11 protein-coding genes are annotated in these 15,450 nt (G+C 45.4%); 6 read left to right on the top strand and 5 right to left on the bottom strand.

Annotation, left to right across the window (positions count from 1 at the left end):
• Positions 1-5: 5 nt before the first annotated feature.
• The 3 genes from HYN51_RS05135 to metC all read right to left on the bottom strand — a co-directional run bounded on the left by HYN51_RS05135 (position 6) and on the right by metC (position 3,589).
• Entirely contained in the window at positions 6-437 is a 432-nt protein-coding gene (locus HYN51_RS05135; RefSeq protein WP_108901847.1) for an NADH-quinone oxidoreductase subunit A, read from the bottom strand.
• Positions 438-971: 534 nt separating this feature from the next.
• The gene (gene dcuC, locus HYN51_RS05130) at positions 972-2,339 is read right to left on the bottom strand and encodes a C4-dicarboxylate transporter DcuC (protein ID WP_108901846.1); all 1,368 of its coding nucleotides are present in this window, start codon (positions 2,337-2,339) and stop codon (positions 972-974) included.
• Between the two features lie 77 nt (positions 2,340-2,416).
• Positions 2,417-3,589 (bottom strand): cystathionine beta-lyase, encoded by a 1,173-nt coding sequence (metC, locus tag HYN51_RS05125; protein WP_108901845.1) that lies wholly within the window; start codon positions 3,587-3,589, stop codon positions 2,417-2,419.
• A gap of 592 nt (positions 3,590-4,181) precedes the next feature.
• On the opposite strand from metC, the gene purB reads away from it, so the two are divergent.
• Both purB and HYN51_RS05115 read left to right on the top strand, forming a co-directional pair.
• On the top strand, positions 4,182-5,546 hold the full coding sequence (purB, locus tag HYN51_RS05120) for an adenylosuccinate lyase (RefSeq protein WP_108901844.1): 1,365 nt from the start codon (positions 4,182-4,184) through the stop codon (positions 5,544-5,546).
• Positions 5,547-5,674: 128 nt separating this feature from the next.
• A complete protein-coding gene (locus HYN51_RS05115) occupies positions 5,675-7,063 on the top strand; it encodes an MmgE/PrpD family protein (RefSeq protein ID WP_108901843.1) in 1,389 nt (462 codons plus the stop codon).
• A 541-nt stretch (positions 7,064-7,604) separates the two neighbouring features.
• Here HYN51_RS05115 and HYN51_RS05110 read toward each other — a convergent pair.
• Entirely contained in the window at positions 7,605-8,495 is an 891-nt protein-coding gene (locus HYN51_RS05110; RefSeq protein WP_108901842.1) for a LysR family transcriptional regulator, read from the bottom strand.
• Between the two features lie 678 nt (positions 8,496-9,173).
• On the opposite strand from HYN51_RS05110, the gene brnQ reads away from it, so the two are divergent.
• A complete protein-coding gene (gene brnQ / locus HYN51_RS05105) occupies positions 9,174-10,538 on the top strand; it encodes a branched-chain amino acid transport system II carrier protein (RefSeq protein WP_108901841.1) in 1,365 nt (454 codons plus the stop codon).
• A gap of 623 nt (positions 10,539-11,161) precedes the next feature.
• Complete coding sequence (locus HYN51_RS05100; protein ID WP_230514023.1) at positions 11,162-12,655, top strand: pyridoxal phosphate-dependent aminotransferase; 1,494 nt, start codon at positions 11,162-11,164, stop codon at positions 12,653-12,655.
• Between the two features lie 58 nt (positions 12,656-12,713).
• Here HYN51_RS05100 and HYN51_RS05095 read toward each other — a convergent pair whose 3' ends face one another.
• On the bottom strand, positions 12,714-13,472 hold the full coding sequence (locus HYN51_RS05095) for a sugar isomerase domain-containing protein (RefSeq protein ID WP_108901840.1): 759 nt from the start codon (positions 13,470-13,472) through the stop codon (positions 12,714-12,716).
• Between the two features lie 82 nt (positions 13,473-13,554).
• Between HYN51_RS05095 and HYN51_RS05090 the strand changes: the two genes are divergently transcribed.
• Both HYN51_RS05090 and yfbR read left to right on the top strand, forming a co-directional pair.
• Entirely contained in the window at positions 13,555-14,397 is an 843-nt protein-coding gene (locus tag HYN51_RS05090; RefSeq protein ID WP_108901839.1) for a helix-turn-helix domain-containing protein, read from the top strand.
• Positions 14,398-14,622: 225 nt separating this feature from the next.
• Positions 14,623-15,228, top strand: a complete 606-nt coding sequence (yfbR, locus tag HYN51_RS05085; protein WP_108901838.1) for a 5'-deoxynucleotidase — start codon at positions 14,623-14,625, stop codon at positions 15,226-15,228.
• Positions 15,229-15,450: the final 222 nt, after the last annotated feature.

The following is a 15,450-nucleotide window of genomic DNA, read 5'->3' as shown; positions in this document are numbered from 1 at the left end:
CGCTGTTACTGCAAGTTACTGGGAATTTTTGCACTGTTCTTAAGCTGCCGTTTGGAACGCTGTGGCGTCCAGTCCAATGCACCGATGCGCACCAGATAAAACAATCCGGCTAAAAGAACAAAAATGAAAATGGCTGCTTCAATGAAACCTATCCAGCCGCTTTCACGAACGGAAACAGACCAGGCAAATAAATAGAGGGCTTCAACATCGAAGATAACAAAGAACATGGCAACCAGATAGAATTTGGCAGAGAGGCGCAAACGTGCGGACCCTACGGCATCGATACCTGATTCATATGGCGTATTTTTGGTTCTTGCTCTGGCACGACCACCAAGAAAATAGGCGGCGGTTAGCATGAAGGCACACAGGCCCAACGCAATAACAATAAATACGGCAAAAGCCCAGTTATGGGCGAAAACTTCAGTACTTGTAGGCATATGCTCTTACTACTCTTAGAAAAAATAGTATTTACCGGCTTGTTCTCAGGAGAGCCAATCCGATGACTACGACAATTAAAAGGAAAAATAAAACGCCTGCACCTGACTTGGGCTTCATTGTCTTACGCAATGATTAACGTGGAGTTTTACTCTTTTTTACAACATTTTGTCAACATCAACCAAACATTTACTAATACAAATCACAAAACAGAGGTAAAACTGCTCGATCTAACTAAATCGAGTCAGCATAAGAATAACTGAACTCAATCAAGCAGCTATTCTGACAGAAATAGATATTTTTACCACCGTTGTAACAGAAGTTTTTCTTTGACACTCCGCACATCATGAAACATTTCTGGTACATACTGGAAATATTAACCTTAACTTATTTCGTCACACGGCCTTTGGTAAGCATAGCTTCCAGCCAAATATTCGTATAGCCAATACCAAAATGAATAAAAATTTTTTACTGATATGAAAAAAGGTGGCTGATTAGCCACCTTTGACACAACTCTGTAACACTGATTGAAATAGTTACCCGAGGTAAATAAAGGTCATTACCAAGTTAACAATCGCAGCAACTGCCATAGGAATAGCCGTACGTTTTACCACCTGAAATGGCGAAACGTTGGCGATTCCGGCGATAGCCACAATGGCGGCGGTAATAGGTGATACCGTTCGCCCAAAGCTGGTCATAATCTGCATTGGCAGAATTAGTGTTACCACGTCGACTTTAAGGAAGGCGGCAATTTTTGGCGTCAAGGCTGCAAAAGAGAAGAACGCCGCATTACCGGAACCCATCAGGAACGCAGCCAGAGCCAGAATGATGCTCATAACGATGATCATCGCCCCGACGCCAAAGCCCGCATTCTGCGCCGCCGTAATCAGGGTATCTACCGCCCCTACTTTGAGTAAACCGTTAGCAAAGACTTCACCACATACGATCAGTGAAACGACTAAGACAAACTGTTTACCCATTCCCTCAAAGAACAGCATAAAACTGTCCATCACCGCTTTGGCACTCTTCAATCTAAAGTACTCAAACACTAAGGCCACAATGGTACTGATAATCATCGCCGTGGTGACGTCCATATTAATACTGGAATGGAAGATTGGGCTGAAACCAATAATCAAAACTAAAGGTACCACCGGTAATAATGCATAGATAAGTGGCGGACGACTGTGGTCATTATGGTCAATATTATCTAGCGTTTCCTGATTGAATACATAACCTTCACGTTTATCCCACCAGCGTTGTGCAATAAAGTGCGTTACCGCCACCGCCAGAATAATCGGAATGGTCACCGGCAACTGATAATGAACAAAGTAGACTGCCGGATCGAGCCCAGCGGTTTTAGCCGCCATGATCACGTTACCAGAGCCTGGGCCGTGGTCAATAAACTGACAGGTACCAATCACCGCCAACGCAGACAGCGGGCTAACGCCAGTACGGATCAGAATGGGATACATGGTCACCATTAACAACATTCCCAACCCTGCATGGCTTGGTATAAAAATAACCAGTACCTGTGTAACCAGAAAAGCAACCACTAATAGTATATAAGGAGAACGAACCGCTTTTAGCGGACGCTCAAATACCGCAAACAGCGCTTTACTGGCACCCACGTGATCCATATAGCGAGAGAAACCAGCAATGGCCATCAAGGTCAGGCCCAATCCTGCAAGTCTTGAGCTTAATAAATCGCTAAAAACTTTAAAGATGTCAAAAAACTCAAAGTTGGTGGTGGTCTTTTCCGGTAAGAGAGGCCCAATATCAAACGCAACCGTTAGCCCCATCAACAATAAGCCACCCAGCAGCAGAACAGGTTGGGGCTTGTACCCCTTCGCCAGCATATAGATCACCAGCACCGTTACCAATAAAGCAAGAATAACGCCAAGCATAATTTTTCCTCATTAAATTGGCCTGAACAGTCGGGTTCCGGCGAGCAATGACTCCACGACTTGCCCGCCGGATAACATCAGACTTTCAGCGCCTGAATTCCCTGTTCTAAATCCGCCAGCAAGTCACTCACCTCTTCCAAACCAATATGGAAGCGAATGAATTGCCCGTATTGGCTCCAGTCCGTCGCGGTGCGGGCACCTTTGACGTTGGCCGGCAGAACCAGACTTTCGTAGCCCCCCCACGAAGCACCAATGCCAAACAGCGCCAGAGCATCAATAAAGGCTTCCGCCTGAGTTAAGGTGTATTGAGGGTGTAGCTCAATGGTTAGCAGGCCATTTAATCCTTTACAGTCGCGCTGGTAGAGATCGTGACGTGGGTGATCTTCCAGCCCTGGGAAATAAACTTTCTTCACTTCAGGACGCTGCTGTAACCACTTGGCTACTGTCATGGCGTTTTGACCATGTACCGCCAGACGGGTAGACAGCGTCCGCATACCGCGCAGAACCAGAGAGGCATCATCCGGGCTGCTTACCTGACCCAGCGCTTCCGGCAGTTCACCGATCTGTTTCCATGCCTGTTCATTGGCGACAACAATGCCCATCATCACGTCAGAGTGACCACACAGGTATTTGGTTGCGGCAATAACCGAGACGTCTGCCCCCAGTTCCAACGGGTTATATAGCCAGCCAGAACCCCAAGTGTTATCTACCGCTACCGGTATATTGCGCGCATGGGCAATACGGCAAATTTCAGGAAGGTCCAACATTTCATACAGCAAAGAACCCGGTGATTCAGCGAATACCAACTGAGTTTCCGGACGCAGTTTGGCTTCAAAATCGCTGCCATCGGTCTTAAAGAAGTCGTAACTAATGTTGTTTGGTTTTAAAAAGTGGCTACAGATTTTACGTACCGGCTCATACACAGAATCAGCGAACAGTACGTGACCACCCGCCCGGGCGTAGCCCATGATAGTCACAGCGATAGCGGCCAGTCCGGTAGGAAATAACTGAGCGCGATAACCACCTTCCAGTTCGGTAATTAATTGTTCTAATGCGAAAGCGGTTTCGGTCCCCCGGGCACCGTAGCTCAATAAACGCTCGGTTTCTCTGCGCTTACGGGCATCGCGCCAGGTAGTGATTGAATCAAAAAGAATGGTACTGGCCCGCATTACCGGCGGATTAACCGGACCAATGTCCCGGGCTAGTCCTCTACCACCATGAATAAGACGAGTTTTACGCGTTTGAGTCATTATTATTTACTCCTTAGAAAGAATATTTCTGGATATATCTCCTTATTCCTTATTACAAATAAGAAATAGTGAATTAATAAAAAATATAATTAAAAAGGCTATAGATTCATTCGAAATATAAAAATATTAGCCCAATTATTTTTCAAATATATCCTTGCTACCTGAATTGAAACTACCACTGAAAAATTAACTAAAAAATCCAAATAAATTGAAATATTGATCGCGATCTCACTTTAATACATTAATTATTCTAAACAGTGTTTAAGGTAAATTTATACAAGAAATAAATATAATAAAAACAAATGATTAAAAAAATAAACCACTACAAAAAATCATCTTAAAATTTTTAATGAATTCAGTTAAACGCCCATTTAACGACACATTAAAATTATTTAACAATGAATTAATATTACTAATGGAATATCAATCAAAAACACCTTGTTTATCTTTTATTGTTATTGGAAACTTAAAACCAGATCATAATTTGAATTTATAAATTCATTACAATATATTTCAATAAAAATAACACCCTAATGAGTGTTATCTATTCATTAAAATTACTAAAAACCTATTTAAATTAGGAGATAAATTTATGTCTACCAGCGTTTTCGATTCTGTTTTACTGAAGAACCTGTGGTCAACCGAAGAGATGCGTCAGGTTTTTTCTGACGATGTGCGTATGCAGATGTGGCTGGACTACGAAGCAGCGTTGGCGATAGAACAGGCTAAGATGGGCATCATTCCTCAGGATGCCGCCGATGAGATCGTTGCCTGTGCCAAACTTGAACGTCTGGATATGGATTTCATCCTTGAGCAGGTTCGTTTAACTAAGCACCCGCTGGTTCCGACTATCCGTGGCCTTGAACACGCCTGTGCTAACGGCTTTGGTGAGTATGTTCACTTCGGCCCCACCACTCAGGACGTGATGGATACCGGTATGGTGTTGCAGTTTAAAATGGCGCATAAGATCTTTTTACGCGATCTAAAAGAGATCGGCCGCTCTTTACTCAAACTGTCGGAAGAACACCGTAACACCCCAATGGCAGGAAGAACCTTAGCCCTTCAGGCACTGCCGATTACTTTCGGTCATAAAACCGCTATCTGGTTGGCTGAAATGATGCGTCACCACGAGCGCTTGGTACAACTGGAACCACGCCTGTTTGTTGGTAGCGTAGTGGGTGCCGTAGGTACCAAAGCCTCATTTGGCAAAGGTGCCGATGAACTGGAACAGCGCGTACTAACCCGTCTTGGTTTAGGTACACCGGAAATCTCTTGGCAGCCTGCCCGCGACCGCTTCTGCGAGTACGGTATGGTGTTAGGCATGATCAGCGCCACCCTCGGCAAAATTGCCAATGAAATTCTGCTACTGGCCCATAACGAATTTGATGAAGTGGCAGAGCCTTTTGCCAAAGGTCAGGTTGGTTCTTCCACCATGCCACATAAACGTAACCCGGCAATTACCGAAAACGCCGCCTGCGTTAGCAATACCCTAAAAGGCAACGTCTCTATTCTGTTAGATCTGATGAAACATCAACATGAACGTGATGGCGCTATCTGGAAAATGGAGTGGAAACTGTTACCGGAAATCTGCCTGATGCTGTCTGTCATCATGGATAACATGAAGTTCACCCTTTCCGGCCTGCACGTGAAGAAAGAAAAAATGCGCAGCAATATGGATATTCTCGGTGGATTTATGCTGGCAGAACGCGTGATGTTTGAGCTGTCAGAAAAATTGGGCAAGCAAACCGCTCATGAACTGGTGTATGAAGCCTCAATGCACGGTTTAGAAGAGGGTGGCACCTTCAGTCAGGCCCTGTCCGATGACCCACGCATTAAAGCTGCGTTAACTAAAGAGGAACTGGATGCGGTTCTGGATCCAACCACTTATGTTGGTAACGCGCCAGAGCAAGTTGACCGTGTAGTCGCTGCAGTCAAAGCCAGTGGCTGGCTGAAGTAATTATCTCATCAGTGACAGAGGAATCTTTAATTCTCTGTCACTGATTTAACCCAGCAGAGCCAATCTCAGTAAGCAGTCTTAGTGAGATAAGCCCTGAGAATCACTCAAAAGAATCTGGAAATACAATCATGACCCACAGTGAATATTTAAGTCAGTTTATTACCCAACAAAATTTTCAGTCTATTCCCCCGCAGGTTATTGAGCGGGCCAAGCTTCATTTATTGGATACTTTTGGCGTTGCGCTGGCGGGTTCAGTTCAGGCTAACGGTATCAACAGCCGCACCAGTCTGGTTGAAATGCCACACACTCAGGGAGAATGTCGGATATGGGGAAGTCCATTCACCCTTTCTCCTGCTTATGCGGCAGTAGCAAATGGTATTGCCTCTCACGTGCTGGATTTTGACGATACCCATACTGACTCGATTGTTCACGGTAGTGCGGTGTTGGCACCGCTCGTGATGGCATTAGCAGAAGATCTGAAACTTAATAGTCGAGAAATGCTGACTGCCTATGTCATTGGTTGGGAAGTGGCAGCTCGAGTAGGCATCGCCTCCAAAGGCTCATTTCATCAACGCGGTTTCCACTCTACCGCTATTGCCGGCGTGTTTGGTGCAGTCAGCAGCGCCGCATATTTGCTAAAACTGAGCCAGGAAGCCTGTGCCCATGCCATCGGATTAACCGGCAGTCAGGCTTCTGGCGTAGCGGAATACTTGACCAACAGCTCTTCCGCCAAATGCTTCCATGCCGGTTGGTCTGCCCATTCCGGGCTGATTTCAGCCTATATGGCAAAAAGTGGTATGACCGGGCCACTGACCATTTTTGAGGGCCGCTACGGGTTGTATGTTACCCACGGTATAAAAGAAAATGCCAAACCGGCAGAAGTGTACGCTGAATTAGGCGAACGTTGGGAAATGATGCATGTCTCAATCAAACCTTATCCATGCTGCCACTTCGCTCACGCCACCGTAGATTGCGCCCGCATGCTGAGTCAGGATGGCGTCACCCCGGATAACATTGAAAGTATTTACTGCGTAGTGGATCCCATTGCAGCCGCACTGATTTGTGAACCGCTGGAAAACAAGTTTGCTCCACAAACCCCTTATGCCGCGAAATTCAGCCTGCCATATTTGGTCGCCAGCGGTATCTATGATGATGGCCTGAGTCTTTCATCATTCCAACCGCAGCAGTTAACCCGCCCGGAAGTATTGGAGATGGCAAAAAAGGTCTCTTACCGTTATTGCCAACCGGGAGAGATCCCCTTCCCAACCTACTTCCCAGGTTATATTGATGTGACTTTAAAAAACGGCACCAAAATCAGCAAACGTCTGAATATTAACTATGGCAACCCAGACAACCCTATGCAGCGTAGCGACGTAGAGCGCAAATTCCGCGACAACGTAGCCGGCATTCTGACTCAGGAAGCCACAGAGAAAGTCATTAAACTGGTCAGCGATCTGGAAAATCAGTCAGTCACCGAACTGGCAAAACTCCTCACTGGCACAGTGAAGTCATTCTAATAATAAAAATATTATTTACTTGTATACCCCTTACCCTTATCTCACTCTAACCGTGATAAGGGCTTTTTTTATTCTTCTGTCCATGAGTATCGCTCTTCTTTTAACTTTGTCCTTTTCACTGCTCTTGAACTGGCCCTTCAACAAAGAGCACTGGAATTCAGCCGACAACTGAGAGAGGGTAGCACGCCAAACATGGATGTTTGGCGAGGCATGGCTTCGTCTGACAAAATTGCAGGAGCAATTTTGAACAGCACAACGTGCTGGCCCCGTAGGGGTGAGCCTCATGGATGAGGCGAATAAACCGAATCCATGCCGGTGCGTAAACCCGAATGAAGGCGGAGGGAAGTCGCCGTCAGGCGACCTGGATTCGGGTGCGAAGGCGCGGGAGTGCAGAGGGCGCTCGCCCCAGCGCCCTCTGCTCGGCCACCTGCACGATAGCCAATCCAAACACAGCACTATTGGTGGACGAAACTAACGCAAAACTATATGTGAACGAAACTGGCGCATATCTCAGTCATGTCAGATAAAACTAACTCATATCTTAGCCAGTCATCTCCTCCGAATGATAATCATCCCCCCTCAACGACTCAAACAACACCTTCGCCGCCTTCTGCGGACTATTACTCCGCATATACAGGTTATACTTAATATCCGGTAACCGCGGCAAGCCATCCGCCTCACCCAGGATCCTCAAATCATCACCCAGCAACTCAATGGAACGGGCCATGATTCCCAATCCTGCCCTGACTGCTGCTCTGGCTCCGGAGAGCGTGGTCGCCACATAAGCAATGCGCCAAGCAATACCCGCCTGCTCCAGATGATTAATCGCCATATTCCGATAAGTGCTGGGTTCATCCAGAGCCACTAACGGCAACGGCTCATCAATATTGAGTTCATAGTTGGTGGCGCAGTACCATAAAGAAGGCGATACACGCAGCACCAAACTGGGGTAATCGACGCTTTCTACCGTGGAGATAGCCATATCCACTACGTCATTTTTCAGCATATCCATCAGGAAAGGGCTGCGTTTAACCACAATCTCAATCACCAGTCGTGGATAAGCTTTAGAGAAACGGGAGAGCAGCTCAGGCAAAATAGTATTTGCTGTATCATCCGGTGAACCAATACGTAATACGCCATCCACATCGTCATACATTAAAGAAAGACAGGCTTCGTCATTCAGACGCAGAATACGCCGGGCATAACCCAGCATTTTCACGCCGTGCTCGGTTAGCGATTTATTGCGTCCACTGCGACCAAACAACTCCTTACCCACCAACTGCTCCAGACGCTGCATCTGTTGGCTAACGGCAGATTGTGTACGATGAACGGACTCCGCTGCGGCGGCAAAACTATTGCCTTCAGCCACAGCAACAAAAGTTCGTAACAGATCAAGCTCAAGATTAGGAATAGGACGTTTCAGATGTACCATAGTATAACTCTTTCATTTCTCGACAGAATGATGGGCCGCACGCTGCAAGTTGATCATCGCTAAATGACGCCAATGACAATCAGGATTGAGTTACCTTATCCTACTCCTATACCAAGCGCAAAGTTGATATGACCGCTGACTCAGGCTAAAAAATACGCGTTTGGTAAAAAGATAGAATGGCTCAAAAAATTATTCTAATTGAATCATATTCCACACATTCATTACCTCAAAATGGTTAAATTAATGCGTCATTTGATTGGTTTTTAGTCAGATAACACGGGCTAAATTGCTAAATCTCATTTTTAACACGCAGTCTGGCTGCCCTTACAACCACAATTAAGCGGGTTAATCGGACTAAACATCCATTAGTAGAAAAGAAACTAGCGATTAAATCTAAATATTTAGTTTCATCACCAAATATTTGCATATTTTATGCTACTCCTATTGCGTAAAGGCCGCCAATCATGGACTATCCCCCTGAATGGTAATCTGCTGGATAACAGACTCAGTTTTAGTGAATAAATTGGTTTTATTCATTAGAATTGAATTTAAATGCAATTTTGGCCTTTATTACCACACATTAATCTCTTTTTTAACTAGACTTAGCTTCTAAATTTTCATTGATTTTATAAAATTATCAATAAGTTAGTGGTTATTATTTAAGACAAGGAATAACACATGAACCAACGTTTGAGCCGGGCTGACACCATTGGCTTAGGCTTAATGACCTTCGCTTTCTTTTTAGGCGCAGGTAACATCATATTCCCTCCATTAGAAGGCCAGTTAGCAGGCACCAATGTGCTGTATGCTATGTTTGGCTTTCTGCTGACTGCGGTAGGCCTACCTCTGGTATCAATTATTGCCGTTGCACGCGTTGGCGGTGGTTTACCTTCCATGACCACTGACCTGCCAAGAGGCACCGGTACTTTTGCAGCCGTATTGCTGTTTATCATTATCGGCCCAGCTTTCGCGACGCCTCGTACCGGTCTGGTCGCTTATGAGATGGCAATCAAGCCGCTGATAGGTACGCTGGAAGATAATCAACTGGCACTGTCTACCAATATTATCCTCGACAAGACGCAAGCTATTATTACCAGCCTGTTTTTCGTTATAACGCTGGTCTTTTCTTGGAGCCGCGGCAAGCTGATTGATAACATCGGTAAGATACTCACTCCTGCCCTATTCTTGCTGTTAATCTGTCTGGCGATTGGCGTCATTGTTGCTCCTCAGGGTACATTATCTGATCCAGCCGCTAGCTATCAGGATAACTCCTTTACTAAAGGCTTTATCGGTGGTTATAACACCATGGATACCTTCGCTGCACTGATGTTTGGTATGTTGCTGGTAGACGTACTGCGCGGCAAGGGTGTAACCGAACCAAAGGCCACTTATAAGTATCTGGTGATTGCAGGTGTTATCGCTGCCGCAGGTTTAGCGTTTGTTTATATCTCTCTGTTCTGGCTCGGGGCTACGTCTTCAACCGTAGCGCCGGGTGCGGCAAACGGCGGTGTGGTTTTAGCGGCTTATGTACAAGCACTGTTTGGTCAACCGGGCCAGTGGATTCTTTCTGGCGTAGTGCTGTTAGCCTGTCTGACAACCGCAGTGGGTCTAGTTAGTGCTTGCGCGGATTACTTCGCTACGTTGACACCACTGCGCTATCGCCAATGGGTTATCCTGTTATGTATCATCTGTGCGCTGGTAGCCAACGTAGGTCTGAGCCAGTTAATCGCTCTGTCTGTACCGGTGTTATTAGCCCTGTACCCACTGACAATCGCGCTGGTTGCCCTGACGTTTATTCGCCCATGGTTACCAAACCCTAAATACGCCTTCCGCACTGTGATGTTTGTCGCGCTGATTTTCAGCCTGTTAGACGGCATGCGCGGCATCGCTAGTCTGCAAAATGTAGGTTGGATTAAATCCCTGCTGGATGCGCAAACTGAGTATATGCCGCTGGCAGCTCAAGGGATGGCATGGGTGCTTCCAACAGCGATTGTGATGCTGCTGGTATTTCTGATTCCCGGGAATAAGAAGAAAGCACTTTAAGATAGCGATAACCCATCAATGGGAGGGACGGGTATTGGGGTCGACTTGGCGTAAGCCAACGAAACACCCCTAACCCGGCCAGGCCCATCGCACTCTGTTGCTAAGTACAGATTGTTTATCGACCGTTATCAGTGCTGATATAAGCAGAGTGTTTTTATGGTTGGAATATACGCAGGCGTTGATTTATTAGGTTTGTCAGCAGTTTCAAGCTGCTTTTTGGTGTTCATATACAACAGTAATTAGTCAGGGACTAAACTGAACTAGCAAACTTTGTCATCAGTCTGAAGCAGCGGAAACGCTGCTTTTTTATTAAATGCCGGGCTTTGCCCGGCACACATTGCTACTGAACATCTCCCCCGGACGGGCACATTGATCGTATAAGCCATTAGCTTTTACGGCCGGAATATTCACAGTAGCCGATTATAAAGATTCACTCGGTATCAACCCAGCACCAAAAATGTATATACATCCACCATATCCTTCCCATCAAAACACCGATAAACATTTTTTTAATCAAATTTATTAACCAAGCCTTGCCATAAAGTATATCCAATAGTAGGATTTACCATATACGTAAAAATACACAACAATATACAACCTATAAAGTACTAAGGCGGTGTGGCATGACAGGGTCAAATGAATGGATCGATCTGGCATCCTTCAAAAGCGGTAACTCTCAAGCGTTACGTTTAAAAAAAGAACTTTTGGATGCGGCTCCCGCCTTTGCATCAGGCGCAACAATGCGTCTGCTGTCGGATAATACAGGTATTATTGTGGCTTCAGATGAAAATCAGACTGAGCCTAAAGGCGATGACCCAATGATCAACGCCATGTTGGATGCAGCAGAACAAAGCTTAACCGCGCCTAAAATCATTAAGCCCTTAATCGAACCCAGCTCCAACAAAGTTGTTGAGAAATCGAGAAAGCTGGACAATGTTTGCTACGACATCCGCGGCCCGGTGCTAAAAGAAGCCAAGCGCCTAGAAGAAGAAGGCAACAAAGTTCTTAAGTTGAATATTGGTAACCCGGCACCGTTTGGTTTTGAAGCGCCGGATGAAATTCTGGTAGATGTGATCCGCAATCTGCCAACGGCACAGGGCTATAGCGACTCTAAAGGGCTCTATTCTGCGCGCAAAGCCATCATGCAGCACTATCAGGCACAAGGAATTCGAGATATCACCGTAGAAGATATCTATATCGGTAACGGCGTGTCTGAACTGATTGTACAGGCCATGCAGGCGCTGCTGAATATGGGTGATGAAATGCTGATCCCTGCTCCGGACTATCCACTATGGACCGCCGCCGTGTCACTATCTGGTGGTAAGGCTGTGCACTATATGTGTGATGAAGAGTCAGACTGGTTCCCTGACTTAAATGATATTCGCAAAAAGATTACCCCACGTACTCGCGGTATCGTCATCATCAACCCGAATAACCCAACTGGGGCGGTTTACAGCAAAGAGCTACTGATGGAAATTGTTCAAATAGCCCGTGAACATAACCTGATTATTTTCGCTGACGAAATCTACGACAAGATTCTTTATGATGAAGCACAGCATCACTCTATCGCAGCGCTGGCTCCAGACTTGTTAACCATCACCTTCAACGGCCTGTCTAAAACCTATCGCGTTGCCGGTTTCCGTCAGGGTTGGATGGTGTTAAGCGGCCCGAAAGAGCACGCCAAAGGCTATATTGAAGGTTTGGAAATGCTAGCATCGATGCGCTTATGCGCTAACGTACCCATGCAGCATGCGATTCAAACCGCCATTGGCGGCTACCAAAGTATTAATGAATTTATTCAACCCGGTGGTCGTCTGTACGAACAGCGTAACCGTGCTTGGGAACTGATTAATGAAATTCCGGGCGTCTCCTGCGTGAAGCCAAAAGGCGCGCTGTATATGTTCCCGAAAATTGATGCTAAAAAATTCAATATTAAGAATGACCAGCAAATGGTACTCGACCTACTGCTACAGCAAAAGGTTCTGCTGGTTCAGGGCTCTGGCTTTAATTGGCCTTACCCGGACCATGTGCGCATTGTAACCCTGCCTCGGGTAGATGAGCTGGAAATGGCTATCGGTAAGTTTGCCAAGTTCCTAGAAACCTATAAGCAACAGTAATTCTCTTCTGATGGCGGTGTCCCCACCGCCATTCATATTTATCCGTGCAATGTCCGTTTTAAAATCGAGGGATTCGGGATTCGAAGCGTTCAAACAGCACGTTATTATTTGTCTTTCTTTCTGTATTCTGACTCTGAAAAAGCGGCACCGGAATGTTACGTTCCTGACACAACCGTACGCTTTCACAAACCAGCGAATTGATAAGAATAATACCTGTTAGCGTCGATAAAGGGCCGGTCATATAATCGCCAAATTTCATTTGTGCATCACCGTCAGGCGCACCATTATCCAGAACAATATCAGCAAGTTGATAAAGTTTTTTTCCACTATGGTGAAGCGACTCATTAGCCTTTGATTGCGCTAGTGAAGTGATGGCGACAGTAAAAATACCTTCCTCTTTGGCTTTAAACGCCATTTCAACAACAGCGGCGTTCCTGCCAGAATTTGAGACAATAAATAGCATATCACCATGGCCTGGTGGCGTACTTTGCCAAATAATTTCAGCAAGCCCTGATAACTGCTCCATTCTGCTCGAACGTCTTGCTCCACCACCGTTTAAAATAGTTTCGTCAAACATCGCACAGACATTAGCTAATCCTCCTGCTCGTCCAAACAATTCCATCGGAATCATGTGAGAGTGGCCTGTTCCAAAAGCATAGATAATGCCATCATCCCGAATGGTTTTTACCATCTGTTCAGCCACACGCTCAATTTGATCTTTCTGGTTCAGTAAAACGCGGTTGATGTGAGGAAGACTTGTCTGAAAGTAATCAGTAATCATTTTATATTGCTCTGTGTCAGGAATAGTTGCATTCATTCTCCAGAAAAATATATTTTTAAAATTCACTATTAGCTCAAAATGCTATACTAATAGCTTAGATTCGCATGTGAGGTATCCCATGCTCAAGCGTGAAATATTCCGTTATGAAACAACATCCTCATGGTTTTCAACACACCTGAAAGGGCATGAAATACCGTTTAAGTGGCATCATCATCGGGAATATGAACTAACGCTGACACTAAACAGCGAAGGGAAACTCTATATTGGTAACCATGCTTCCAACTTTAGTTCGCCTGACCTTGTTTTTATCGCACCCAATCAGCCTCACTCATGGAAAAGTCTTCGGATGGATTCTGTCTGTGAGATTTTTGTCATTCTGATTCCACAGACCTGGCTTAACCGACAATTACTTAGCGGCATGGAAGAATACCGTGCAGTTAGTCAATTATTTTCACGTGCATCACCTGCTATTAAATTCTCTAAAGCGTGCGCAAAGCAGAGTGAGTCTTTATTCAGAAAGATAGTTGCCAGTAGCTCACCACTAACACGCCTGAGTCTGCTTGTATTGCTGTTTGAACTTTTGATTGAAGATAGAGATGTTGAGTATATTTCTGACAGACATCCGCTCTTGCCCTATCAAAACCAACGGGTGGAGAAAATATTAAATTATCTCGATAATCACTTCACAACCCCAGTGACACTACAACATGTGGCCGAGCATGCACATTGTAGTATTAGCGCGGTAAAACGGGATTTAGCTACCTTTGCCGGATTGTCATTTAGTGACTACATATCGCAACTGCGAATAAATAAAGCCAGCTTCCTGCTGAGGACAAGCTCACTTTCTTTATCTGCTATTGCATCGCAGTGCGGTTTTCAAAGTGTTAGTTACTTCCATCGGCAATTTAAAAAGATAGTTGATGACACCCCCGTAAAATATCGAAGAAATAATTCGATTTAACGTTATTTAGTTATTCTGATGAATAAAATACCGTCCTTAATATTCATTTACAGGCCGTAAAATTTGAATCAAAAACTCAAAAGATGGAACCAACCTAATATCTAAGTGACGAAAATGGGCGTGACGTACAATAATTTCCATTCTTCAAGCTAACTCCAACTTGCACTCAACGCGATAACTCCCCACAATCTAGCCTCGTTTTCGCACTGACAGAGGTAAACCATCATGAGCCAGCCCCAAAGCCACTTTTTTGCCTATTTATCGCGCCTGAAATTAATCAGCCGCTGGCCCCTGATGCGTAATGTCCGCACTGAAAACGTCTCTGAACATAGTTTGCAGGTCGCCTTTGTCGCTCATGCGCTTGGGGTAATCAAGAATCGAAAATTCAATGGCAATGTGAACCCTGACAGAATAGCACTGCTAGCCATGTACCATGACGCCAGCGAAGTACTGACTGGCGATATGCCAACCCCTATCAAATATTACAATCCGCAAATTGCCCATGAATATAAGAAGATAGAAAAAGTGGCGCAGCTTAAGCTGATTGAAATGTTACCCGAAGAGTTACAGCAAGACTTTCGTTCTGTTCTGGACGACAGCTACTACAGTGAAGATGAAAAATTGGTAGTTAAACAGGCCGATGCGCTCTGCGCCTATCTAAAAAGCCTGGAAGAGCTATCCGCTGGAAATAATGAATTCACACTGGCTAAGCAACGGCTGGAAAAAACGTTAAAACTCCGCCACAGCCCGGAAATGGAGTATTTCATTAACGTGTTTGTACCGAGTTTTAGTTTGTCGTTGGATGAGATTAGTGGTGATAGTCAGTTATAACTTGTTCATATTAGTTCCGTGTACATTTCGCCGCTTCAAGTTAAGTGTCTATCTCAGCCACAATGTATGCGGCGAGCAGGAGGCGTTAGGGCGAACGCCCCCTGCACTCCCGCGCCTTTGCGCAGAATGTTGACCGCCGCTTTACGGCGGCAACCTCAGTCAGTCAAAAAGCTTACGCACCGGCGTAGAGCTGCTCCCGGCAGCGCTACGCCTCTCACCGCA

The sequence above is a fragment of the Limnobaculum parvum genome (genome assembly GCF_003096015.2).
GTDB lineage: Bacteria > Pseudomonadota > Gammaproteobacteria > Enterobacterales > Enterobacteriaceae > Limnobaculum > Limnobaculum parvum.
Note: the sequence above shows the minus strand (reverse complement) of the source record. Positions and strands in the feature narration are given on the sequence as shown.